The organism is Richelia sinica FACHB-800 (assembly GCF_014698825.1).
GTDB lineage: Bacteria > Cyanobacteriota > Cyanobacteriia > Cyanobacteriales > Nostocaceae > FACHB-800.
Map to the genome: position 1 here is coordinate 18,377 of NZ_JACJTT010000002.1, position 25,170 is coordinate 43,546.

Below are 25,170 nucleotides of genomic sequence, written 5' to 3' on the forward strand. Positions count from 1 at the left end.
TTTTTGACATACAGTATTCATCCTTTTGTCACACGATTGTCAAAACCATGTGTGATATTGAATCTGGTATTTGGTTACAAAATGCTTTTTTGGGTTAAGAGGTAGGAATTCCTGCCTTTTTTTATTTTATTTTTAGGGCATTTTTTATAGCTGTAGACAAGACAGTTAGGACATTAACTGCAACTAAAACATAGACACACAAAGGCTTTTAGCACTGTCACCTGTCACCTGTCACCTGCTATATTTGTCATCTTTTTCTACAGATTTGGCTATGACTCCTAACTGTAATCCTGGGGGAAAAGTACCTTCATCCTTGATTCTTTGAATATCGCTGTCAGAGAAGCGAAAGTTTAATTTTTCGACTAGCGATCGCACTACATCTCCTCTGTCAATCACACCAGCTACAGCACCAGCAGGAGAAAGGACGGTGACGCGAGAAATATGTTCTTGTTCTAGCTGATTCACCACTGCTGCTAAGGAAGTGGATTCGCTGACCGTAGGTATTTTGTCTAGGGGATGAACAATACTACTAACAGTTTTTGTTTCCCATTCACTTCTTTGTGTCATTTGCAAGTCGTTGACAGAGACTAAACCCCGATAACGACCATCAGCAGCGGCAAAGTAAACATGGGGAGAATTAATATCTAAAATGTACAAATCAGCAAACTCTCGTAAGCTTTGGTCAGCATCAACCACCCGAAAGTCACGGGTCATAGCATCTGCTGCTACCAGTTGTAGTAAGCTTTCTTGTAGTGTGGTGAGATTGTCATAACTTTTAGCATTGCGGACTCCAAACCATCCTAAGAGGACAATCCACAAACCTAAGACAAATTCTCTGGTGACAAAATCAATCACAAATCCCATCGTGATCGCACTATAACCCAAAATTTGCCCAGCCTTAGCGGCCCAGTGTACAGCTTGAAAGCGATCGCCTGTAATTTGCCAAAGTGCAGCTTTTAACACCTGTCCCCCATCCAAAGGTAGACCCGGAATTAAATTAAATAAAGCCACAACTAAGTTAATTCTGGATAAATCACTCACCATTACTTTCAATGGTGTAGTTTCTGGAACTACCTCAGCAATTAAGCGCAGGATGATAAATAAGATTATACTCACCACAGGCCCAGCGATCGCTACTTGAAAAGCCTTTCCCGCTGTCTTTGATTCCTCCTCAATCGCTGCAATCCCACCAAATAAAAACAATGTGATGGAATTAACTTTAATCCCTTGTGCTTGTGCGACCAAACTATGACCTAATTCATGTAACAACACTGAACCAAATAATAGCAGCGCCATCACTAATCCAGCACTCCACCCAATCACATCTCCCCATTCTTGGTAAGCCAACCCAAAATTCAGTGTTGCTAACCCCAAAATCCCAAACCACCAAGGGTCTAAAAATAGCGGAATACCAAATAAAGAACCTATTTGCCAGTTTTTTTGCATCATCTCTTCCTAAAATCAAGTGCAGTATCTGAAAAATGGCAGCTAAAGAACGATAGCTAGCAATTTTACGTGGAAATATCAATTTTTTTATTGCTCTGATTATGTTAATGTTAAGCTAACCATGTAAATATTCATACCTAGTATCTCAAGTAGACTGTATGATAACTCGTGCTTTTTACATGAAAAGCCTAGATGATATCAACACTGACCATCTTCCCAAAAGGAATGTGCAAGCAAGGAAGATGGCACAAAGTGTATCGATGGTTCCCACTTTTGTGATTTATGCTATTTTACTGCCTTTGTTAATGATTATCTATTACTGCCATCAACCTAGTGGATACAAAGCGCATTTACTATTTTTCAATTTTATTATTAAACCAGTACGTTGGGTGAGTTATTACATAATTTATTTATTATGTATCTGGTGGAGAAGTATCTTTTTACCTCATTAACCAAATTTTTAATTATCTATATAAAAACAGAGATTGTAAAATCAATTCTGACGGCAATAATAGGTAATTAATACATCACCATCATTGTTTATTTATATATTTTAAGTCAGATGCCGCAGGTAACAGTGAATGCCATTTTTGATCTTCTCCTGGTGCGTTAGGCATAGCATCCATAACACACCTCATAACTACTCATTAAATAAAATTGTCTACTGCTTAGTAATTTACAAAACCCCAATATTCGTTAAACCCAAAACAGCCCCAACACCGATAATATGACCAAAACTCATGGATGCTAAAAAAGTGGCAACACTGGGATGATTAAATAATTGTGGAAAAGGTAAAGGCATTTTCGGTCCCACATGTGGATAACGAATTGACCAACCAGCTAGCACCAGTGTCAGCAAACAGCTACCAATAATTACTGGAGTCCCTGCCCAATTCCATGTAGTACCTGTATTAGGAACAGTAGATTGGACTAATAATAGGATTGTTGATACTAAGTTCATTTCCCCTCCATCAATCAAAATTATGGAAATAGCTATATTTATCATCTATTGATTGAACTTATGGCTTCCTCTCTCAAAGGGAGGGTTATATAAATTAAAAGTTAAAAATTAAAAAAATAAGACTATATGAAGATTTATCAGTATGGTTCTGTTGCTTAATCATAGAAAATTCGTGAAATCAAGTTTTGGAGTTCAGATACCGCTGATCAATAAGTATAAAAAACGGTAGGTAAGTTTAATACTTAACTACCGACTCATTTTTACCCCAGTGGGAAGAGAAAATGAATTTCAGCTTATAAACGACCGATATTAGTCAGTCCTAAAACAATGCCGATACCAATCACGTGACCAAATGCCATTGCACCAATAAAAGCAGGGATGCTAATAGGTAGTAAAGGCACACGGGGGCCGACTTTAGCATTTTTATTCGCAAAACTTAGCAAAAGTACCACTAGGCTGCTAGCACTGATAATGGCAGCCACTTTAGGACTCCACTCAGGTGTTACAGGAACAGATGCGGCTGCTAATAAGATAGATGAAATCAAGCGTTGTACTCCTAAATGGAAAAATTAATGTATCCCAAAGAAATTATAAAATTACTAAGGACAATCCAAAACTTTTTTACCTCCCTCAAGTACGATATTTTTGTGATTATTGTTAATTTTAGAAATGTGAATGCGGGTCAAAATTTGCGGTATCACTAAACCACAGCAAGGTCAAGCGATCGCTTCTCTGGGTGCAACTGCACTGGGATTTATATGTGTTCCTACATCACCTCGTTACGTGACTACAGAGAAAATTCAAGCAGTTATTAGGGAAATCCCGAAAGAAATTGATAAAATTGGCGTTTTTGCCAATCTCTCCCAGGCAGCAATTAGTGATATCGTCAGCGCTTGTCAGTTAACTGGGGTACAACTACATGGTGATGAGTCACCTGCATTTTGTGAACAATTGCGTCACCAGCTACCCAATGTAGAAATCATTAAAGCCTTAAGAATTCGCAATCTAGACCATTTGAAAACCGCAACTATTTATACCCAATATGTTGATACTTTATTACTTGATGCCTATCATCCTCAACAGTTAGGCGGTACAGGTCAAACCTTAGATTGGCAGATGTTAGAGGAATTTCGCCCTGGTTGTCCCTGGTTTTTAGCGGGAGGATTGACCCCAGATAATATAATTGACGCACTTACCCAACTCAAACCTAGTGGGATTGACTTGTCGAGTGGTGTAGAACATGCCCCAGGAGATAAGGACTTAGAAAAAGTGGCCTTACTTTTTACAAAATTAGAGAGTATTTGTTAAAGGGTGAAAGCATTTGAGATTTGACAATTCTCCAGCCTCTCATAAGAGAAATCTAGTGAACCTGATGATTTGTGTCAATCAAAAATAGGTTATACCAATTCTCCAAAAGCAACCAACACATTGACTAAAGCCCTCCCCAACCCTCCCCGCTTGCGGGGAGAGTGCGCGATAGGGCGGTTGGGGTAATCAATCTGTTGCCAACATTTTTCGATTTGGTATGAAGAGGTAATGGGTAAAAGAATTTTCCCTTAACCAATTACCAATCATCTATTTACCAATTCCTAAAAGAATACCGCTTGGTGACGAATCAAGCTTAAAAACTCCTCACGGGTTTTTTGTTCCTCTTGGAAGACTCCCACCATGGAACTAGTAACAGTCCAAGAACCAGGTTTTTGCACACCACGCATCACCATACACATATGGGTAGCTTCCATGACTACAGCTACACCCTTGGGTTCGAGAATGCTATCAATAGCTTCAGCAATTTGGCGAGTGAGTCTTTCCTGTACCTGCAAGCGTCGAGAATACATTTCTACAATGCGGGCTAGTTTGCTGAGTCCCACAACTTTTTGGTTAGGAATATAAGCCACATGCGCTCTACCCATAAATGGCAGCATATGATGTTCGCACAGGCTAAAGAAATTAATATCTCTGACGAGAACCATCTCATCATGTCCTTCATCAAAGATAGCGCCATTCACCAGTGTTTCTAGGGATTGATTGTAGCCACTGGTGAGAAACTTCATGGCTTCAGCGACGCGCTTGGGTGTTTTCAGGAGTCCTTCTCGTTCTGGATCTTCGCCAACGCCAATTAACATTGTCCGCACGGCTTCCATCATTTTTTCCATGTTTTCCTCTGATGGAGTGTGCAACTCTGCTTGCTTACCATCGTGGGTGTTACGGTCTGGTCTGGTGCTAATAGCGTCTGCTAAATCAGGAATCAGAGGTGATTGAAAACGATTGGAACCGTTGGAACTAGCAATAGTCATGATATCGGTTGTGGTTAAGGTTTGGTAATTGGTCAACCCCCTGGAGGGGAAACCTATTGTTAAAGTATTCCCGCATTAGAAATGATGGTTAATTCTTCGATCACTGCTTGTTGTGGTAACAAAACAGTGTGAAGAATAGTTTGGGCCACAATTTCCGGCGTTAACATTTTGGAACGGTCAAAATTGACATGAACTGTTTCTGTATCCCATATTTCAGTGTTGACAGAACCAGGACAAAGGGCTGTGACGCGAATGCCATTCCCCCGCTCTTCCTGTGCCAGTGTTTGGGAAAATGCCAGTAAGCCAAATTTGCTGACACAGTAGGCTCCCCAACCGGGAAAGGCTTGTTTGGCAGCGATGGAAGCAATATTGATAATGGTTCCTTGGCCCCGTTGCCGCATTGTTGGCAAAATGGCCATTGTGCATTGGAATACACTGGTAAGATTCAAGTTAATTACTTGTTGCCAGTCTTGCAGGGGTGTTTCGCTCAAATTACCTGTGTAGCCTATGCCAGCATTGTTGATGAGAATATCTATGTCACCAAATTCTTGAGCGATTGCTTGGATTTTGGTTTGTACTTGGGACACATCAGCTAAATCGACAGAGAAAGCTTTTGCTGTTACTCCGGCTGCTGTGGCGGCTGCTGCTACCTGCTCCAATTTCTCTTGTGAACGGCTGACTAAGGCCACATCTATTCCTGCCTTTGCAAAGGCCAAGGCTGTGGCTTTGCCAATGCCGGTACTAGCCCCAGTAATTAGAGCGCGTCGTTTTTGCTCAACACTCATGGTTTCTCCCAATTTTTTGGCAGTCCTGTAAGGCTCTTACCACCCATAAAATTAAATAACTTTAAAAATCAATTGCTTTCCCTGTGACAAGTGTTATTATTCCTTGCCATTAGGGTTATACTGTCCATGTTTTGCCGTGACTACCAAGTACGACAAGATTTTCGCCAGCTGATCAGCAGTAACTGCAAAGCCGGTGACTAAAGCTACACAAGAAAGCGTAAATGCCTATAGCTGAGAAGATTGTTAAAAATCTTTACGAGCCATAGGCAATTATAGCACCGCTACTGTGCTAGTTAGCATTGAATTGTTTCGGGTTTTTTTAAGAAGTAAATTCGGTGAACACCCCAAGACGGCGGAATTTTTCATAACGTAGTTGCCGACGTTCTGGAGCAGTTAGACGATTTAGTTCTTCTAAATTATCTAGAAGTGCTTGTTTAAGATTTGTTGCTGCCGTTAAGGGGTCAGAATGAGCACCACCAATGGGTTCAGGCAAAATTTGGTCAATGATGCCTAAGTTTTTAAGGTCGTGGGAAATGATTTTCAAAGCTACTGCGGCTTGGGGTGCTTTGGCCGCATCTTTCCACAAAATAGCGGCACAGGCTTCCGGGGTAGCAACAGTATAAACAGAATGTTCAAACATTAACAGGCGATCGCCTACACCAATGCCTAATGCCCCACCGGAACCGCCTTCACCAATGACAGTGCAGATAATGGGCACATCAAAACAGAACATTTGCCGTAAATTGTAAGCGATCGCTTCCCCTTGTCCTTGGTGTTCCGCTTCAATACCTGCCCAAGCCCCTGGTGTATCAATAAAAGTCAAAATGGGCATATTAAACTTATTGGCATGTTCCATCAGCCGTAGGGCTTTCCGGTAGCCACCAGGTGCAGCCATACCAAAGTTCCGAGCTACATTATCTTTAGTATCTCGTCCCTTTTGATGACCCAACATCACCACAGGTTGTCCACCCAACCGACCCACACCACCCACTAAAGCCGGATCATCTCCTCCACAGCGATCGCCATGTAATTCCATCCATTCATCACTAATGGACTGAATGTAATCCAGAGTGCTAGGACGACGGGGATGACGGGCTACTTGTAGTCTTTGGGAAGGGGTTAAACTGCTAAAAATTTCCTCACGCAGTTGCATAGCCCGTGTTTCTAGTTGGCGAATTTGACCAGAAACATCAACACCATTTTCTTCTGCCAACTGCCGAATTTGGTCAATTCGGGTTGCTAATTCTGCTAAAGGCTTTTCAAAATCCAACAGTAGCGGTTTTCGCTCAGTAGTTGCCATTGTTAGAAGTTATGATTATTGAGTTTGTTGTTAGTTCATCAATGATCAGTGGTCAATCTTCAACTATTGCCGATGACCAATGACCAAGGACTAAACCAGCAGCGGTCTGAATCCGTGTTTAACGGACACTTGCCCGATTTGCTCCATTTTGTCTACGGTAATCTGATTCCGTCCCCAAGAAAAGTTTGTGTATAACTTCTCAAACTCCAGTAGCATCGATTCAGCAAAACAGGCGAATAACTGCCGGGTTGGAACTTCCATATTGACGATTTTCATAATTTTCCAGTCAATATCTAGGGAATGTTCTACAATCCCACCATTTAACACATGCACCCCTGGATACTGTATTTTCATCCCTAAGTTTTTAGGATAGCCACCATCAATCAGCAAACAAGGTTGCTTCAAAGTGGTGGGATCGATTTCTACACCCTTGGGCATACTCGCAACCCAAACTACTATATCTGCTTGGGGTAAGGCTTCATACAGATCCATGATTTTGCCCCGTCCCAGTTCAGCTTGGAGGGCTTGCAGACGTTCTTGGTTACGGGCGATTAACAGTAGTTCTTGTACATCTGTTTTCTTATCTAGCCAGCGTGTTACTGCACTACCAATATCCCCAGTTGCACCGCATACAGCCACTGTTGCCTTCGACAGTTCAATGCCTAACTGTTGTGAAGCTTGTTCCACTTGGCGACAGATAATATAGGCTGTGTGGGTATTGCCTGTGGTAAAGCGTTCAAACTCCAGTTTAATATTGCGAACTTGGCTAAACTGTTCCAAATTAAAATTTTCAAAAATAATTGAGGAAAATCCACCTAAAGCCGTAATGTTAATGCCATTTTTTTGGGCATGGGCCATAGCGTTGAGGATTTTCCGCGTCGCGGCTTTAATCCGACGATGGGCTAACATTTCTGGTAAAAAGCAAGATTCTACATACTTGCCTTCTATTTTTTGACCAGTAATACTGGTGACAGTAATATGATCAACTATTTGCGGTGGGGCGCTACACCAAAAATCTAATCCCTGATCGGCGTATTCTGGGTATCCCAATTCTTGTGCTACCGCTTGAGCGTGTTCTAAACTTGTCAGATGTCCAATTAGACCAAACATGTAGTGATATATCAGGCGTATTCTGTCGAAAGCGTTTATTCAGTAGCTATAAAAAAACTACACAAAGCCAGCGTAAGATGCGTTAGGGGTAACAGAAGAGTCACCCCCTGGGGTGATAATTAAACGGTTGCGAGTCCGTAAGCGGAAAGACGCATGATATCACGGGTGGAGAAGCCAATGTTACTTAAGGCTTCACCGTATTGAATCATAAAGTCCTCTACCAGAGCTTCTTTTTCCATGGCTAATACTTGAGCATCGGCTGCTACTTGGTTGAGCATTTGCCAGACAATGGGAAGGTTTTGGCGGTTAGCTTCTTCTAATTCTGTTTTGGATTCAGCAAAGTGTTCTTTTAACCAAACCTCACCAAAGTTCAAATGGCTGTATTCATCTTTAACCACACCTTCTGTGATTTTCCGAGCGAAATCATCAGCTACAGGGATGTAGATGTTATAGGCAGCGATCGCAAAACATTCGATAATTAAAGATTGAATCAGTAGGCATGTAACCACCTTTCCTTCTGCCGCTGCTGCTTGGAAATTACCATGGAGTCCTGCAAAAAATTCCTTAGCAAATTGCAAATCTGGTGTGACTTGCAGGTTGCGTCCACAGGCTTCAAAACCTTTTTTATGGCGACTTTCCATTTTAGAGAGACGAATTAATTCATCTTCGTGTGCTGGTAGCATTTGCGCCAATCGGATGTAATTCTCGTAGGCTTCTTGCTCCCCTTCAATCACAATGGCATTAATCCGGCTATATGCGTCTTTGTATGTTTCACTTTGGAAATCCAATTTTTCTTCTTGGTCTATCAACTGCTGCATGGTTATGTTTACTCCAATAAATGAATCATTTGATACCAAAACTTAATTTACCCGATAAATTCAGGGTAATCATCATTATGGTTTAATTTAACTTAACAATAAACAAACTATCGTGATCTACGAGGTAAGACTCCAGCGATGGTCTAGAACTAGAACAAACAATAACCATAGAGTTTTCAACTAAAGGGTCACATTGTCTCTGGTAGACAGCAAAAAAGCCTACCTTTACTAGGTATAGTCATTTCTAATGTTTAATTTTTAATTGTATATAGTCATGTTGCAATCAAACCCAAATCTGAAAAACGGAAATTTGTGGAGCCTAGTAGTGCTAGTGCTAGGAGCCTTAGTTGTGTTAGCGCCTTTAATTGTGGTTTTTCTCACCTCCTTTGCACCCTCAGGAGCAACGCCAGGGATTTGGCCACAAAAAGGCTGGTCTTTAGCTAATTACCACGAGGCTTGGGAGCGAGGTAAGTTTTTACTGGCGTTTGCTAATTCTACCTTAGTAGCGATCGCAGTTACGGCTTTTCAGATTATCACTTCTGCCCTAGCCGGTTACGCCCTCGCAAGGTTGAAATTTTGGGGAAGACAGGCAATACTGCTGGTGATATTAGCAACTTTGATTATTCCCTTCCAATTATTGGTGTTACCCATCTTCCTGGTTTTGAAATGGGGACACATGATCAATACCTATTGGGCCTTGATTTTACCCACGGCTGTCAACGGCTTTGGCATTTTTCTTTTGCGTCAATATTTCCAGACAATTCCCGTGGAGTTAGAAGAAGCAGCAGCTATTGACGGTGCAAACCGACTGCAAATTTTGTGGCGAGTCATGTTACCTTTAGCTCGTCCTGCTTTAGTCACCCTATTTTTGTTTACCTTCATCGGTGAATGGAATGATTTATTTAAACCATTGGTATTTACCACTAGACCAGAATTAAGAACAGTGCAACTAGCTTTGGCTGAGTTTCAAGAACAATTTACTAATAATTGGCCATTGATGATGGCAGCAGTAACCATCACAACTGTGCCTGTGGTAGTGCTATTTCTAATTGGTCAAAAGCAGTTTATTCGTGGTATTGCCACAACAGGTATGAAGAATTAAATTTATGGATTAAAATATCCACCAAAAATAATTTAAAGCAGATGCACGCAGATAAAGAATGATAGTGCTAAAAGCCTTTGGCTGTCTAAGTTTTAGTGTTACTTAATGTCCTAATCGCTCTGTCCATTGCTATATATAAAATAACTTATCTTAGAAATAGACCTCTGCCAAAAACTCTGCTTTGTGCTCTTTTCTTTGTGTCTCTGCGTGAAAAAAATATTTATGCAAGATGTCCAAGAAATAATATCAGCTAAATTAGTTTGATATTAGATGTTATCAACTATCAAAAAAGTAATTTGTAAGATAAGCAACCTCAAGCACCTCACTAAAAATACTAAACTCAGATTCTCTGCATATCAGTAACTATGCAAAAATTGGGTTTAGCATTAATTGTCCTTTCCTTTTCACCTTGGTTAGGCATACCTTTCATTTTGCCTTTTCTCCCCCTGTCTATCTCCCAAAAAGCTGTATTAGCACCTGTATGGTTAGTGGTGGCTGAAGTAACATTTTGGGTTGGTGTGCTGCTAGTTGGTAAAGAAGTGGTGCAACGCTATCAAAATTATTTGAATTTCCAATATCTCAAAAACCAATTGAAACGCATCCTGTGTAAAAGTAGCGAGTAGGATGATAAATATGGGAAATCTCTGTGTCAATCACAAGTTGAGTCAATTATGGCAGCACAAAAACTAAGTGAAGCGGAAGTCATACAAGCTCTTGCTACCCTTCCAGGATGGACAGTTAATGATGGGAAGCTATATAAAGAATTCAAATTTAATTCTTTCCCCGCAGCTTTGGGCTGGATGGTAACTGTGGGTGTGCACGCGGAAACTATGGGTCATCACCCAGAATGGTTTAATGTTTATAGCACTGTGCAAGTGAATTTAGCTACCCATGATATTGGTAATGTCATTAGTAATTTAGATGTGGAATTGGCAAAGAAAATGGAGGAAGTTTATAGTTCCTAGCCATTTTCCTCCATTTCCCATCGCACATACCTTAATTCATTTCTTGAATTTGCAAGCGAATGGTGTGTTCTGTAGCTCCACTGAGTTGCAGTTCCATAATTTCACCTCCCAGTGGTTCAATGGAACTGAGGAGCGATCGCAAATTCGGTGTACTGGCTCCAGTATCTACATATAATCTATCGGCCAAGTTAGTAATTTTTTTCCATGTCATGTACAACTTGGCAATGGTTTGTTCCATTTGCGATGCTTGATTGACTAAATCAGCCGCAATACTCAAACAACCAACTCTTTGCGCTTCTTCTAAGGCGTATTCAATGTCTACATCTTCTTGAGTCAAAGCCTGGACTTGAGCCGCTGACTTGAGATATTTTGCCAGTTGTCTCGCTTCTGAGGTGGCTTGTTTTAATGTATCTACATCAGGATTCGCCGCTATTTCCTTCTGTAAGACCTTTTGGTGGGATTCTGGCAGTTTTTCCATTTCCTTGACCAGAGGGGCTATGTAACGAGCAGGGAGGCTGTTATCGGCGGCTTTTTCCTTCACAGGCTCTGGTAATAATTCCGAGGACATGGCTGTCCATTCATCGGTGAGTTGACGCACTTCTCTACGAGTGATGCGATCGCCTTTTTGTGCAGCTTCACTGACCATATGTTGGACTTCTGGTGCAGCTTTGGCTGTTTCCACAAAGGCCCTTTTACTAAAGTTATTCACAGCTTTCGGGTCAAGTTTCCCTTCTTCTAGAAGTGTATCGGCACTATTGGCTAGTTGAATCCAGGAATAGGCTTGACTTTTACTAATTTCCCGTTCCTTGAGCCATTTCAGAAAACCAGTACCCCGACCATCACCGCCTTTTTTCTCTCTGTCGCGGATAGCACGTAAAATTCTCCCCCGCCAAATTTCTGTTTGCAAGTCAAAGCGATCGCATATCTGCCAAGCTACATCCAACTGCTGAAGAAAATCAGCATCGGGAATCTGTTCATCTTCGGGGTCGGGAATTTCAAAGGTCAAATCTGCTGGCTGTTGCAATGCCGCAGCAAGGTCATTGAAAGCTTCGGTATCTTGCACGATGGATAGATGAATGATGGTGTGCGATCGGTTTATTATTACACAATTGCGTCAGTTAAATATAGCTCCTATCTTCTCCCCCCATCACTGCTAGCAGATAGTCTAGAATGCGGTTGATACCGTCAATCACCACAACATGAACCAGGTAGACTACCTCCGCATCAGCTTAATTGATCGCTGCAACTTTCGCTGCCTTTACTGTATGCCAGAAGGAGCAGAATTAGACTATATCCTCAAGCAGCAACTGTTAACTGATCAAGAACTTCTCACCCTCATTCAAGAAGTATTTATCCCCGTGGGTTTTACTCGGTTTCGTTTGACTGGTGGTGAACCTCTCCTACGTCCTGGGGTGGTGGAATTGGTCAGGCAAATTGCTGCTTTACCACAAACGCAAGACCTGTCCATGACTACCAACGGGTTTTTACTCGCACCCTTAGCTCAAGGTCTTTATGATGCCGGATTACACCGCATCAACATTAGTCTAGATTCTCTCCAACCAGATACCTTTGAACAAATTATTGGTAATCAGGGACGAGGACGATGGCAACAAGTTTGGCAAGGGATTCAAGCTGCATATGCGGTGGGATTTGACCCCCTGAAGTTAAATGTAGTGGTAATTCCTGGTGTCAATGACCATGAAGTTCTAGATTTAGCAGCTTTAACTATCAATAAGAATTGGCACGTACGGTTTATTGAGTTTATGCCTATTGGCAACGGAGAATTATTTGGGGAGCGTGGTTGGATAACGTCCGCACAGTTACGCCAAAGTATAGCGGCTCAATGGGGGTTAAATGAATCTCAAATTCGCGGCAATGGGCCAGCGGATATCTTTAAAATTCCCGGTGCTAAAGGCACCTTGGGATTTATTAGTCAAATGTCCGAATGTTTTTGCGATCGCTGCAATCGGATGCGTCTTTCTGCCGATGGTTGGTTGCGTCCCTGCCTATTAAACGAAACTGGTCAAATTGACTTGAAAACTAGCTTACGTCAAGGTGTTAGTACCCAGGAACTGCAACACCAAGTCAGAAAACTTTTAGCCATCAAACCAGAAATCAACTTTCAGCAACGCGACTCTGGCACTCTTGGTACTTACAGTCGTACCATGTCGCAAATTGGAGGTTAGTCATTAGTCATTAGTTCTGTGTAAACTACCAATGACAAATGACCAAAGACTTGAAAATTAAGCCTGACGTGAGTAGTATTCCACCACAAGTAACTCGTTCACTTGGAGTGCTACCCATTCCCGCTCAATCACGCTGTTAACTTTGCCTGTCAATTTATTTTTATCAAATTCCAGGTGGCTAGGAAGGTTAGCTAAACCAGGATATTGTAAGTTTGCTTCTACCAACTTCTTGGATGCTTCTTTATTTCTGACGGCAATTTCTTCCCCAGGACGACACTGGTAGCTAGCAATGTTGACCACGCGACCATTGATAGTCACATGACCATGATTTACCAACTGACGGGCCGCAGGAATTGTGGGAGCCATACCCATACGGAAAACAGTGTTATCCAGGCGCATTTCCAACAATTGCAGCAGCACTTGTCCGGTAGAACCAGTTACACGTCTAGCTTTCCGTACATAGCGGAGCAGTTGTTTTTCAGTCAGACCATAGTTCAAGCGCAACTTTTGCTTTTCCTCTAGGCGGATAGCATATTCAGAGCGTTTCTTGCGGTTCTGACCATGCTGACCGGGTGGATAAGCCCGTCTTGCGCTTTTGCGAGTTAATCCTGGCAATTCGCCCAAGCGACGTACAATTCTGAGGCGTGGCCCTCTATATCGGGACATGAGTTTCCTTTATCTAATCCTGTTTAAACATCAACCAGACATACCATTATGACATATGCTCAACCAAGTAGTTAGGGTATTCTTTCAGTTGAGCTAATAATTTGCACAGGATTTAGTCTGCTCACAAATGACAATGGCTGCTGTGATCAAGAATCTATACCAGCAGCACAGCTAATGGCTCGAAAATTTTTTGTTATATTGCGATACCATATTCAAATTGTGAGTTAGCATAACCTTTGGTGTTTGGAGAAAGGCTATGCTAGCAAACAAAAAAAAATTCAGCCAATGGGGTAGCAATTTAGGGGGTTATACCCTTACAATATTCACAGCACCAGTCTTAGCAGTAACTGGATTGTGGGCAGGTGTTCAGCCCAGTCAAGCCATCACCTATACCTATGGAAATGATTACCGAGCTTGTGCTGCCCAGTTATTAAAAGTTGGAGTGACACCAGAGGCAGCAGCGAAAAATTGTGCAACTGCACTGCGTCCACGAGAATTATCTGCCTGCGTTGTGACGATCAGAAAAGAAACGCAAATCACATCTATAGATGCCCTCTCTGCCTGTAATCAAGCTCGTCGTCCAGAGGAATTATCTCAATGTGTAGTTGCCATTAGCAAGGTTACTCAACAGACAGTAAATCCAGCTGCCTTAACATATTGTGGTCGCAGTTTGTTGCCGATAAATTTTGCTCAATGTGTAGTTGGCTTGCGTCAAGAAATTGCATTAAACCCTAATCAGGCGTTGGACACTTGTATAGATGCCAGTGACCGCTCCAGCGGTGTGGGTTCTGTCTCAACAACGCCCCCAGGATCAAATCCGATTCCTGGATCTACACCAATTCCTTCTACTCCCAATAGTCGATAAGCCTTCAACTATTGCCAATTGGCTCTAATCCTCTTGGTAGGGTTGGCAGATAGGCCACCCTACTGAAATTCGGAATCCTGCTTTCTACGCATATGGGCCACACTCATGGTATGACAACCATGAACTATTAGGTTAATTTGTATCCCCGGCTTCAATTCTCTGTTTGGGGAACCCATCTGAATCAAAGTTGTTGTTCACTCCACGGCCAGAAGATGACTTCTAACCCCATGCTTGTTTACGTATCCTGGCGACCAAATGCCATTTGCACAACCATTGGTACACCACCATCTTGGTGATATTTATCTGCCCAAGCGCGGATAATTTCGTCTAGTTCTTCCAATGCCTGATCCATTTTTTCAGCGGGAATATCTAATTCTTCTACCGCCCGCATGGAATGTGGCTTCTTCTCTGTCCAGTCTTGCATCATCCGGAAGAAACGAGCAGTGTCTTCTACCATGGTATAAGTCCGCTCTTGTTCGTCCGCAGGAGAATAGGAAGGACGAGTTAGGGCATAGAAAGGCATTCCCCAAGGAGAATCAATGCGTGTTACCGTACCTGAGTAGAGTAAGCGGCGTTTAATGTGTTCTGCCAGGGCTTCACTCAGAGGCATCTGGTGGTTAGGAGGCAGGTCTTCTTGAGAACGTTTGTGTAGGAACTCAATTAACTCTAAAAATTCAAAGGAAGTTACTAACTGAGCATCGGGTAGGTTCTTGGGTAGTTTTTGCTCAATTTGTCTTTTCTCTTCGCTGGTGAGGCTAGTGCCAGGTACACGGGATCTGCCTGGTTGCCAAGGATGTTTTTCCATCCACACATAAGGCAGTTGAATTAGGTAGCGTGGTTCTTGAGAACCAAGCATTTTCAACAATTTACCTTCTGTTAAGGCTTGTCTAACTTCTTCAACGATAATTTTGACTCGTTTCGGTTCAAGGTGGTGCAGATGTCCTGTCATCCGCAGGTTTTGACCTTGTTCTAAATAAGTCATATAAATGGCACATTTAGCTGCGGTAGCGGCGGCATCAAGAAATGCTCCATGTCTGTGACCACTTTTCCGCATAGCGCTGAAAGCCAGATATAGCATGATCTGATCCATTGCGCTGGGTCCAAGACGTTTGATCAGATCTAAGTCGGTGCTCATATTTAAACTTTTAGATGAATGAAGGGTTTACAAGTGTGAAAGTGGAGTCTCAGATAAAGAATTATACACCAAATTTTCTCAATTGTCTTTAGTTTAGACAGTTAAATTTGGTATTTAAGTTATTTGCTGGGGATGATTCTTCCTGTAGGGTTATACCCCTCATTTAATGGTTGACATAGATTTTTAAGAGAAGAGAAATTAGCTGGAAAAAATGTGTTTCTTAGCATGAGTTATTTAGATTGAGTGGCAATCATTTTTACTGCTGTTCCGGTTAATTAAACTACATCTGAGAAAGGTTAGGGTGTGGGGTCTGGGGTGTAGGGGGTGGATACGATAAGGCGTGAAGCCATCAAGGGCTGAGTTCTCTCCTGACTAGGTGTCGGTGAGTAAATAAACACGGAGGTAGAAGATGAAAATCATTAACATTTTTAATTTTGATTTGCTGGGGCAATTAATTTTGAGAAAATGGATTTTTAAACTGGTTTTTAATGTTTTCTAAACTAATAGCAGCCGCCCCAAAAGTGACAAATAAAATACCCAAAACTTGAATAAAGTTGAGAGATTCTTGAATAATTAATCCAGCAAAAATAACGGTGAAAATGGGCACGGCAGCACCGATAATTGCTGAACGAGGTGCACCTAGTTTGCTGATGCCAAAGTTATTTAATAAATAGCCACAAAGAGTCAGTACCCCTAGCATAAAGGCACTGAGGACTAATTCCAGGACGTTGGAAGAGTTAATAATCAAACTCCAATCGCTTGGTAAAGGAATGATTAAGCAAGCGAAACTTAACAACAACATGGTGGCGAAGTTGATTAAGGTAAAAGAAACTGGGTGAAGTTGACTAGAACATATCTTTGTGAGGATGACATACACAGCAAAGGTGATTCCCGATATAATTGCTGTGGTGGTGCCAAAAGAGTTATTACCTAATCCAGCAGGGGTGCCGCTCAGGACGAGGAGTTCACCGCAGATAATGGCAGCGATCGCACCCATACCCAAAACCTTGAGCCGTTCGCGAAATAGCACCCAGGAAAGAAAGACGCTGAAGATGGGATAAATAAAGAAAAGAGCGATCGCCATCCCTGTGGTCATACTCACTTCCCCCAAGGAAAGATAAATCAGCACTTGGGAGAGAAATAAAACCCCACCACTCACCACAGATAACAACAGCACTCGTTTGGTTTTTTCACTGCTAGGATTTTTCTGTTCCCTGACAGCGTTAAAAAGATTTTGTAAATCCTGCCAAACCTGGGGATGCAAAATTGGTGCTAGCAGCAACATTAACGGCACAACCACCAGTAACCGCAGCATTAAAATTAAGAAAATATTGCCCAATGTCGGTAGAATTAATTGACTAATTTCTGATTGATTAGCCAACTGAGAGCCTGTTTGGAAAATAGCTTTAATGGCTACGTTGTACAATGCAGATACAACGGTAGACAATATCACCAAAAATAAACCTACCTGCACAGGAGACAAGCTAGAAGTCCCACGGCTGCGACGATGAGTTTTTTGTGGCGGAAACTGTGATTTAACAGTAGTTGGGGTTCCCACATCACTGTCATTACTTTGGGGACTGAATACAGAAATTGGCTCGGATGGTTGGTCTTGGGAGGATGTGATTAACCGAGATGGTTGCCCAGACCAATAGTCTGGTTCACTAACTGTATTTGTCAAAGAATTATTTTCTACCTCTGATGGTTCTGATTCATCAGTCGAATTTTCTGCGGCAGATGTTTCTAAACGAGATGGTTGCCCAGACCAATAATCTGGTTCACTAACTATATTAGTTGTGGGAGTCGTTTCTGGGGGTGGAGGTGCGGGAGGTTGAGAATTATTCACCTCAGCAGATTCAGGAGCTTTTTCCGGTGGTGGGGGTTGTGGTGTAAATTTTTGTGAAGACTCCTCTGGCTGATCATCGCTGTTGCCAGGATTAATCTTTTGGGCGGGTTGGAGTAATGTAAATGTAGTAGAAGTGGGAAGAGTTTCTGTTTTTGGTTCCGGGGTAATCAGTGCCACAGGTTCACTGACTATTTTTTGAGCAGATTTCTCTGCAAAACCATTTTTATATGGTTCTGCGGGTTGTAAAACAGTAGGTATACCTCCCGTGGGCACTTTGGCAGGAATCTTGGTTTGATTTTGTTCTAATCCTTCACGCAACCGATTGACGAACTCTGCAAAGATAGCTTCCCCTTGCTGCTGTTGGTCATACATCCGAGACAACTGCTGAGAAATATTGCTTTGATAATTCTTTAATTCTTGCAACAGAGAATTAAAGGCAATAGTCACAGTATCATCAAGATTGTCTAGCATCTGGCTGACATTCTGATTGATTTGTTGAACGTTACCTGTATTGACTTCAGATGATGGTTGGACAGTGGTTGTCGATGATTTCTCTACAGATTGGGAGGCTAAAGTCTTGAGAGAAGATTGTAATTGGGAAGATATGTGCTTGGCTAAAACTTCCGCTAGCTGGCGGATTAACACTTGTTGTTCAGTGATTTGTCTCGCTTGCTGTAATTGCTCTTTTTCATCTATTAATTTTTGAATATCATTGGCTAAACGGTTTTTTTCCGCTTCCAACCGCTTTACATCTTCTTGCAACGACTTGAGTAAATTCTGTTGCAAATTTTCTAAGTCCTCAACCACATCCCACAGCGCATTTTCTGCGGCTCTGGGTAGGTCTCCTCTGGTTCGTGGGTTTTCTGAACGCTTCTCGAATCGCCCCATCAGTTTCTAACCTCTAACACCTTGACGACAAAGCTGCTTCCCGTCCCCTGGTTTGACGCTAATATTAAGTTTCCTGTATTTTGACAGGTAAACTCAAAATTCTTAACAGGACTTACGCATTTCACCGTAATTCTGTCATGCTGAACTGGAAGATGGCAAAGTGCCAATTTAACAGGTATTTATGAGGAATGAAAAGTCACCTTTGAACACTTTCCAGTCAGAGTTAAGGCGGGAGGGGAAAAAGAGGACTAGAGCAGCAGGGAAAAATGGAAAGAAAAGATACTTGCTGATCAAGTACCTCCCTTGATGAAGCACTCCTGTGTACCTAAAAATTCAGGTTTTTGATAGTTGTAAAGATGATGGCACTTACGGCTGCGCTGACGGGGACTGTAATCAACCAAGCGGTGGCTATTCCTTGGAGAGTTTGGAATTTAATTGATTTGAGGTTCTGCACTAGTCCAATGCCGACAACTCCACCCACTAAGGCGTGGGAGGTAGAAACTGGTAAACCTAAGCGGGATGCTACTAAGATGGTGGTGGCGGTGGCAAGTTCGGCACAAAAACCACTACTAGGTTGTAGAGAGATGATGTTTTCACCAATAGTAGTGATGACTTTCTTGCCCCAAATGGCTAAACCTGCAACTATACCTGCACCACCAAGTATCAAAATCCAAATAGGGATGGAAATGTCGTGGCTGGGGACTGAGTGGGTATGATTGATATGGGCAATGACTGCCAGAGGTGCGATCGCATTACCTACGTCGTTAGAACCGTGAGCAAAGGCGACGAAGCAAGCGCTGAGTAATTGAAAGCGAGCAAATAAAGCTTCGATGGGATTAAAAAGAGGGGAATTGGCCATTTGATATTGATTTAATTGCCGCCAACTAATGATAGTTAGTCCCATAGCAGCAACTGCACCTATACCAATGGCGATGTCTTGGGGGGGAAGATGGAAGCCATATTGGTTGGTTAAGAATTGGGTGAGGGGATGAGTTAGGGTCGGTAAAACGATGATGCCAAAGACGCTGATTAATAAGGTACTTAACCACGGAATCCATTCTTGAATTTGTGTCAAGGGATGAGGTTGGGAGAAAATCCAACGCTGAATGACACTGTAAAAACTAGCAGCGATCGCTCCACTGATCACAGGTGTTAAAATCCAACCAATGGTAATTAAGCCAATGGATGGCCAATCTATGGCTTCTATTCCCAATGCTACCCAACTAAAGCCAGCGATCGCTCCCACTACCGCATGGGATGAGGACACAGGTAAACCCTTTGATGTGGCGATTTGGAGCCATACCCCTGATGCTAACAATACTGTAACCATACCTATAACTAAAGTTTGAGGTGTGTTAGTAAATAAGGCAGGATTAGCAATTTTTGTCCCTAATGTTTCCGTCACCTCATGGCCAAATAACACCGCACCTGTAAACTCTAAAATCCCTGCAATGATGATGGCTTGTTTGAGGGTGACAGCTTTGGAACCGACGGAAGTTCCCATAGCATTAGCAACGTCATTAGCACCGAGATTGAAGGCCACGTAGAATGCTAAGAGGACGACTATAACTAAAGTAATAGACATCAGGCGATGAAGGGGAGATGGGCAACGATTAATATCATACTCTGGTCGCCCTATATCCCCTGCTCCCGTTAGACTGGTTTAGGGATAAATCAAAATTTTATACGTTTCGGCTGTGGGTGCGATCGCTTGTTCTACCGCTGCGGATAAATCTTGTAAGGGATAGCGATCGCTAATTAATGCTTGCACATCAATGCGACGATTGAAAACTATATCCGCCGACAAGTTTTGTAAGCGATAGGATGAGCTATAACTACCCAGTAAATCGATTTCTCGACGATACAGAATATTGGGGTTGAGGGGAATTTCTACTTCATCAGGAAATTCAGCAAAAAACAGTATTTTTCCCCCTTTGCGGGTACAGTCTAAGGCTTGGAAGAAAGCTTTTTCGCTGGGGACTGCCAGTAAGGTGACATCCACACCTAAACCATTGGTTAAAGCTTGGATTTTGGCCGGTAAGTGAGGATCACGGGCATCAAATGCGGCTTCTGCACCTACATTTAAAGCTTTTTCAATTCTAGAGGGCAGTAAATCAGTAGCGATCGCTTTGCCACCAAAATACTTGACCAACATTATAAACATTAACCCAATTGGCCCGGCTCCTGTAACTAACACAGTTTGTCCTGGGGCAATTTGGGCTTTTTTCACTGCTTTTAAACAGCAATTCGTTGGTTCTACAAAACTTGCTTCTTCAAAGCTGATCTGGTCAGGAATGGGGATTAAACCGCCATTACGGACAATATGACCTGGTACTTTCACATATTCAGCAAAACCCCCTCCACTGGCGTTAAACCCTGCGGTAGTAGAAATATTTTTATAAACATCGCACATGGAGAAATTATCATTGAGGCAATAGTCGCAACGCATACATGGGATATGGTGCATCACTGCCACCCTTTGTCCGACTTGCCAGTTTTTCACCTCTGCACCAACCGCAGCAATTGTTCCAGCGGTTTCATGACCAAAAATGCGCGGTGGTTCATAGAGAGGATAACGAATTTTTTTTATATCTGATTGACATAGACCTACTACCCGCACCTGTACCAGGACTTCATCTGCTTCTAGGGTGGGGACGGGAATTTCTTCGTAGGATAACTGATTTACGCCTCTAAATACCTGTGCTTTCACGTTGATTCTTCATCACTCAACGTTAATAGATGTAACATATGGTCATTTCACTTTTTTATTTGCTTACCATCGTGATCAAATACACCTTTCTTTGACAGAGAAATCTGGTGAACATGATTATAGAGGCGTTCCACCAGAACCTCTCTACAAGGGTTGAAAATTATGCACATTTAATTCCCACCAGATGGTTAACCTTCGCTTAGATTTGCTGTAACTTATATAATTGATGATTTTTTGATACTCGCCATTTTTTATGCCATTGGAAAAAAGAATATTAATCATTATATTGAATCAATACCTGTTAATAGATTAAACATAATGGTAATGATTTGATAAACCAATCCATAGAACTATAAGAATTAATTAGAGTAGTTATCGTTGATTTATCTAATGAAGTAATTCACTTTTGGACGATATAAAGGTAAGCTATACCTAACAATATTAAGCAAAAGTAAATTTGCATTATTTTCATACCTAAAATCATTGGGGATCAACGTCTGTTGATGCTGACGCAATCATTTTTGCTGCAAATATAGAGGTAAATTCATGTCTCAATACTTGCTAGAGACCGTTTGGCTGGTCCCTTGCTATGCGTTAATTGGCGGTCTTTTGGCTGTTCCTTGGTCTCCAGGTATTATTCGCCGCACAGGGCCAAGACCAGCAGGTTATGTCAATTTGATCATGACCTTTTTTTCCTTTCTACATGTTGTATTGTCATTTCCAGCAACTTGGCATCAACCAGCTAAAGAAGTGTTTATTCCTTGGCTATCCACAGCAGGTTTAGACCTAACTATCAATTTAGAAGTCTCTTCCATCAGTGTGGGTGCCATCATTGTCATCACCGGACTTAACTTCCTAGCCCAGGTATTTGCCGTGGGATACATGGAAATGGACTGGGGATGGGGACGTTTCTTCTCTTTATTAGGATTGTTTGAGGCTGGTCTTTGTGCCCTAGCTTTGTGTAATAACTTATTCTTTAGTTATGTAATTCTAGAAATTCTGACTCTGGGAACCTACCTGTTAGTTGGTTTGTGGTTTAGCCAACCTTTGGTAGTTACAGGGGCTAGAGATGCTTTTTTAACCAAACGTGTCGGCGATTTATTTTTGCTGATGGGTGTTTTAGGACTTTGGCCTCTAGCTGGAACTTGGAGTTTCACAGACCTAGCGGAATGGGCTGCGACTGCGAATGTAGACCCAACAATTATTACGTTAGTCTGTCTAGCGTTAATTGCTGGGCCAATGGGTAAATGCGCTCAATTTCCTCTCCATTTGTGGTTGGATGAAGCGATGGAAGGCCCGGTTCCTAGCACCATTTTACGGAACTCAGTTGTAGTTGCCACTGGTGCATGGATTTTAATTAAGCTGCAACCAGTGTTTAGCTTATCACCTTTAGTTTCATCAGCAATGGTGGCTATTGGTGCAGTGACAGCTATTTGTGGTTCTTTAATTGCGATCGCTCAAATTGACGTAAAACGCTGCTTATCCTATTCTGTTAGTGCTTACATGGGCTTGGTATTTATTGCCGTAGGCACCCAGCAGGACGAAGCTGCACTGTTATTAGTTCTCACCCATGCTCTCGCTTCTGCCCTCTTGGTCATGAGTACAGGGGGAATTGTTTGGAACAGTGTGACTCAAGATGTTACCCAACTTGGCGGTTTGTGGTCACGTCGTCCCATTTCTGGACTGGCTTTTATTGTTGGGACATTAGGTTTAATTGGCTTCCCACCCTTAGGTAGCTTTTGGGCATTAGTGAAATTAGCTGACGGTTTGTGGGGTACTCATCCTTGGTTGGTGGGAATTATCATAACCGTAAACCTGTTAACAGCATTTAGTTTAACCAGAGAATTCGGACTCATCTTTGGTGGTAAACCTAAGCAAATGAGTGAACGTTCCCCGGAAGTTCTCTGGTTGATGGTACTACCCATGGTGATTCTCATGGGGTTTGTGTTGCATCTGCCCTTGGTTTTACAAAGTTTATCCCTACTTCCCAGTTGGGCAGACCTGAATAAAGATGTAGCACTGTTGTTAATTTGGTCAAGCATCTTTGGTTGTAGCATTAGTGGTGTCATTTATTTAGGTAATATTCCTAAACCTGTCCGCTTACCTTGGCAGGGTTTACAAAACCTGTTAGCTTACGATTTTTACACTCCCAAACTTTACAAAATCACCATTATTTTTGGCGTTGCCCAACTTTCTAAGTTTGCGGATATGGTTGACCGCTTTGTAGTTGATGGCATTGTCAATTTTGTGGGTTTATTCTCCCTGTTAGGTGGTGAAGGACTCAAATACAGTACCTCTGGACAAACCCAATTTTATGCCTTCACTGTACTCTTAGGAGTTGGTGTATTAGGTGCTTGGGTAACTTGGCCTTTCTGGGGTGGACAGTTCCTCAATTTAGTCTTTTAATTCACAGGTGGGTAATGCCCACCTTCATCATCAAATAATTTAAAAGTTTCTAATCAGCAACTAAGTTTTCTTATTCTGAATTTGCAATTCACATTTTGAATTATCTATGCTCAGTCTGTTAATTTGGTTTCCCATTATAGGCGCTATCATTATCGGCTTTTGGCCTGGTAAAGATATTCCTGCTAGTCGTATTCGCTTAGGTGCTTTAGCAGTAGCTGGCTTTACCCTACTGTTGAATCTTTTCATTCTGTTTAAGTTTGATATTAATCTTCCAGGGATGCAATTTCGGGAATATATCCCTTGGAATGAAACTTTGGGATTGAGCTATCAATTAGGTGTAGATGGGCTATCCATTTTAATGTTGGTATTAAATAGCTTACTCACCTGGATTGCTATTTACAGCAGCAGTAAAGATACAGAACGTCCTCGTCTATTTTACTCCATGATTTTATTAGTAAGTGGAGGTGTAGCTGGGGCTTTTGTAGCTGAAAACTTATTGCTATTTTTCCTATTCTACGAATTGGAATTAATTCCCTTTTATTTACTCATTTCCATTTGGGGTGGGGAAAAGCGAGCTTATGCTGGCATGAAGTTCCTGATTTACACAGCTATTTCTGGGGCATTAATTCTGGCTACTTTCTTGGGTACAGTGTGGTTAACACATTCTCACAGCTTTGCATTAGATGCGATTTCCACCCAAACAATTTCTACAGGACTGCAATTAGTATTATTGTCAGGGATCATTTTAGGTTTTGGCATCAAAATTCCCTTGGTTCCTTTCCACACTTGGCTACCTGATGCTTATGTAGAAGCTTCTGCACCAATTGCGATTTTGTTGGGTGGTGTACTAGCAAAACTGGGAACCTATGGTTTATTGCGGTTTGGTTTTGGTCTATTTCCTCAAGCTTGGTCTGTAGTTGCTCCCAGTTTAGCTATTTGGGGTGCAGTCAGCGCGATTTATGGGTCAGTTATAGCGATCGCCCAAAAAGATATCAAGCGCATGGTAGCATTTAGTTCTATCGGTCACATGGGCTATATCTTACTGGCTGGTGCAGCTAGTACCAAATTGTCTCTAGTCGGTGCTGTGGCCCAAATGTTTAGTCATGGTCTCATCCTCGCTATTCTCTTCCATTTAGTGGGAGTAGTTGAAGCCAAAGTTGGTACCAGAGAATTAGATAAACTCAATGGTTTAATGAGTCCCATTCGTGGTTTACCCCTCATTAGCGCCTTGTTAGTTCTCAGTGGTATGGCTAGTGCGGGTATTCCTGGTTTAACAGGATTTGTGGCTGAATTTATCGTCTTCCAAGGTAGCTTCTCTGTCTTTCCAGTTTCCACACTTTTGTGTGTAGTTACCTCTGGTTTGACCGCAGTATATTTCGTAATTCTCCTCAACCGCACTTGCTTTGGAAAACTCAACAATGATTTAGCTTACTATCCCAGAGTGGTGTGGGCAGAAAAAGTTCCCGCCTTAATTTTGGCTTCTTTAATTCTATTTTTAGGTGTGCAACCTACTTGGTTGGTGCGCTGGAGTGAAACCACAACTACAGCCATGGTAGCAGCCGTTCCTCCTCTGGAAAAAACCACAGTTTCTCAAGTAGCTTTGAAGTAATCAAATAGTGTTCACCTGGATGTAAGTTTATTCTTAGCCAGGTCGAATACTCATTCAGTTGTTGATTTACTCAGC

Annotated in this window: 22 protein-coding genes; 8 read left to right on the forward strand and 14 right to left on the reverse strand. The window is 42.0% G+C overall.

Translation table 11 applies throughout. The features are described from left to right. Positions 1-231: 231 nt before the first annotated feature. From H6G73_RS01990 to psaK (H6G73_RS02000), 3 genes are all read right to left on the reverse strand, one after another. A complete protein-coding gene (locus H6G73_RS01990) occupies positions 232-1,446 on the reverse strand; it encodes a site-2 protease family protein (protein ID WP_190601553.1) in 1,215 nt (404 codons plus the stop codon). A gap of 676 nt (positions 1,447-2,122) precedes the next feature. After that, entirely contained in the window at positions 2,123-2,407 is a 285-nt protein-coding gene (psaK, locus tag H6G73_RS01995) for a photosystem I reaction center subunit PsaK (RefSeq protein WP_190601277.1), read from the reverse strand. Positions 2,408-2,700: 293 nt separating this feature from the next. Continuing rightward, positions 2,701-2,952 (reverse strand): photosystem I reaction center subunit PsaK, encoded by a 252-nt coding sequence (gene psaK, locus H6G73_RS02000; protein ID WP_190601278.1) that lies wholly within the window; start codon positions 2,950-2,952, stop codon positions 2,701-2,703. 130 nt (positions 2,953-3,082) lie between these two features. Between psaK (H6G73_RS02000) and H6G73_RS02005 the strand changes: the two genes are divergently transcribed. Next, positions 3,083-3,715, forward strand: a complete 633-nt coding sequence (locus H6G73_RS02005; RefSeq protein ID WP_190601279.1) for a phosphoribosylanthranilate isomerase — start codon at positions 3,083-3,085, stop codon at positions 3,713-3,715. Positions 3,716-3,996: 281 nt separating this feature from the next. On the opposite strand, the gene folE is transcribed toward H6G73_RS02005, so the two are convergent. The 5 genes from folE to H6G73_RS02030 all read right to left on the reverse strand — a co-directional run bounded on the left by folE (position 3,997) and on the right by H6G73_RS02030 (position 8,717). After that, complete coding sequence (gene folE, locus H6G73_RS02010) at positions 3,997-4,704, reverse strand: GTP cyclohydrolase I FolE (RefSeq protein WP_190601554.1); 708 nt, start codon at positions 4,702-4,704, stop codon at positions 3,997-3,999. Positions 4,705-4,763: 59 nt separating this feature from the next. Next, a complete protein-coding gene (locus H6G73_RS02015; protein ID WP_190601280.1) occupies positions 4,764-5,489 on the reverse strand; it encodes an SDR family oxidoreductase in 726 nt (241 codons plus the stop codon). Between the two features lie 319 nt (positions 5,490-5,808). Beyond that, positions 5,809-6,789, reverse strand: coding sequence for an acetyl-CoA carboxylase carboxyltransferase subunit alpha (locus tag H6G73_RS02020; RefSeq protein ID WP_190601281.1), 981 nt, complete (start codon positions 6,787-6,789; stop codon positions 5,809-5,811). Between the two features lie 90 nt (positions 6,790-6,879). Further along, a complete protein-coding gene (locus H6G73_RS02025; protein ID WP_190601282.1) occupies positions 6,880-7,899 on the reverse strand; it encodes a long-chain acyl-[acyl-carrier-protein] reductase in 1,020 nt (339 codons plus the stop codon). A 119-nt stretch (positions 7,900-8,018) separates the two neighbouring features. Next, positions 8,019-8,717, reverse strand: a complete 699-nt coding sequence (locus H6G73_RS02030) for an aldehyde oxygenase (deformylating) (protein ID WP_190601283.1) — start codon at positions 8,715-8,717, stop codon at positions 8,019-8,021. 274 nt (positions 8,718-8,991) lie between these two features. On the opposite strand from H6G73_RS02030, the gene H6G73_RS02035 reads away from it, so the two are divergent. From H6G73_RS02035 to H6G73_RS02045, 3 genes are all read left to right on the forward strand, one after another. Continuing rightward, positions 8,992-9,819: a carbohydrate ABC transporter permease gene (locus tag H6G73_RS02035; protein WP_190601284.1), complete on the forward strand. Its 828-nt coding sequence runs from the start codon at positions 8,992-8,994 to the stop codon at positions 9,817-9,819. Between the two features lie 365 nt (positions 9,820-10,184). After that, a complete protein-coding gene (locus H6G73_RS02040) occupies positions 10,185-10,442 on the forward strand; it encodes a transporter suffix domain-containing protein (protein ID WP_190601285.1) in 258 nt (85 codons plus the stop codon). 48 nt (positions 10,443-10,490) lie between these two features. Continuing rightward, entirely contained in the window at positions 10,491-10,784 is a 294-nt protein-coding gene (locus tag H6G73_RS02045; protein WP_190601286.1) for a 4a-hydroxytetrahydrobiopterin dehydratase, read from the forward strand. A gap of 31 nt (positions 10,785-10,815) precedes the next feature. On the opposite strand, the gene H6G73_RS02050 is transcribed toward H6G73_RS02045, so the two are convergent. Continuing rightward, positions 10,816-11,847 (reverse strand): hypothetical protein, encoded by a 1,032-nt coding sequence (locus H6G73_RS02050; RefSeq protein WP_190601287.1) that lies wholly within the window; start codon positions 11,845-11,847, stop codon positions 10,816-10,818. 136 nt (positions 11,848-11,983) lie between these two features. On the opposite strand from H6G73_RS02050, the gene moaA reads away from it, so the two are divergent. Further along, positions 11,984-12,970, forward strand: coding sequence for a GTP 3',8-cyclase MoaA (moaA, locus tag H6G73_RS02055; protein ID WP_190601288.1), 987 nt, complete (start codon positions 11,984-11,986; stop codon positions 12,968-12,970). 57 nt (positions 12,971-13,027) lie between these two features. Here the strand turns inward: moaA and rpsD are convergent, their stop codons facing one another. Next, positions 13,028-13,636: a 30S ribosomal protein S4 gene (gene rpsD / locus H6G73_RS02060; RefSeq protein ID WP_190601289.1), complete on the reverse strand. Its 609-nt coding sequence runs from the start codon at positions 13,634-13,636 to the stop codon at positions 13,028-13,030. A 256-nt stretch (positions 13,637-13,892) separates the two neighbouring features. Here rpsD and H6G73_RS02065 point away from each other — a divergent pair, with 256 nt between their 5' ends. Continuing rightward, positions 13,893-14,501, forward strand: a complete 609-nt coding sequence (locus tag H6G73_RS02065) for a hypothetical protein (RefSeq protein ID WP_190601290.1) — start codon at positions 13,893-13,895, stop codon at positions 14,499-14,501. Positions 14,502-14,736: 235 nt separating this feature from the next. On the opposite strand, the gene hetR is transcribed toward H6G73_RS02065, so the two are convergent. From hetR to H6G73_RS02085, 4 genes are all read right to left on the reverse strand, one after another. Beyond that, positions 14,737-15,636, reverse strand: coding sequence for a heterocyst differentiation master regulator HetR (hetR, locus tag H6G73_RS02070; protein WP_190601291.1), 900 nt, complete (start codon positions 15,634-15,636; stop codon positions 14,737-14,739). 451 nt (positions 15,637-16,087) lie between these two features. Further along, the gene (locus H6G73_RS02075; protein WP_190601292.1) at positions 16,088-18,370 is read right to left on the reverse strand and encodes an EamA family transporter; all 2,283 of its coding nucleotides are present in this window, start codon (positions 18,368-18,370) and stop codon (positions 16,088-16,090) included. 325 nt (positions 18,371-18,695) lie between these two features. Continuing rightward, positions 18,696-19,955: an inorganic phosphate transporter gene (locus tag H6G73_RS02080; RefSeq protein WP_190601293.1), complete on the reverse strand. Its 1,260-nt coding sequence runs from the start codon at positions 19,953-19,955 to the stop codon at positions 18,696-18,698. 78 nt (positions 19,956-20,033) lie between these two features. Beyond that, positions 20,034-21,080: a zinc-dependent dehydrogenase gene (locus H6G73_RS02085; protein WP_190601294.1), complete on the reverse strand. Its 1,047-nt coding sequence runs from the start codon at positions 21,078-21,080 to the stop codon at positions 20,034-20,036. A gap of 546 nt (positions 21,081-21,626) precedes the next feature. Here H6G73_RS02085 and H6G73_RS02090 point away from each other — a divergent pair. Both H6G73_RS02090 and H6G73_RS02095 read left to right on the forward strand, forming a co-directional pair. Further along, positions 21,627-23,486, forward strand: coding sequence for an NAD(P)H-quinone oxidoreductase subunit F (locus H6G73_RS02090; RefSeq protein WP_190601295.1), 1,860 nt, complete (start codon positions 21,627-21,629; stop codon positions 23,484-23,486). Positions 23,487-23,592: 106 nt separating this feature from the next. Then, positions 23,593-25,095, forward strand: coding sequence for an NADH-quinone oxidoreductase subunit M (locus H6G73_RS02095; protein WP_190601296.1), 1,503 nt, complete (start codon positions 23,593-23,595; stop codon positions 25,093-25,095). The last annotated feature ends 75 nt before the right edge of the window (positions 25,096-25,170 follow it).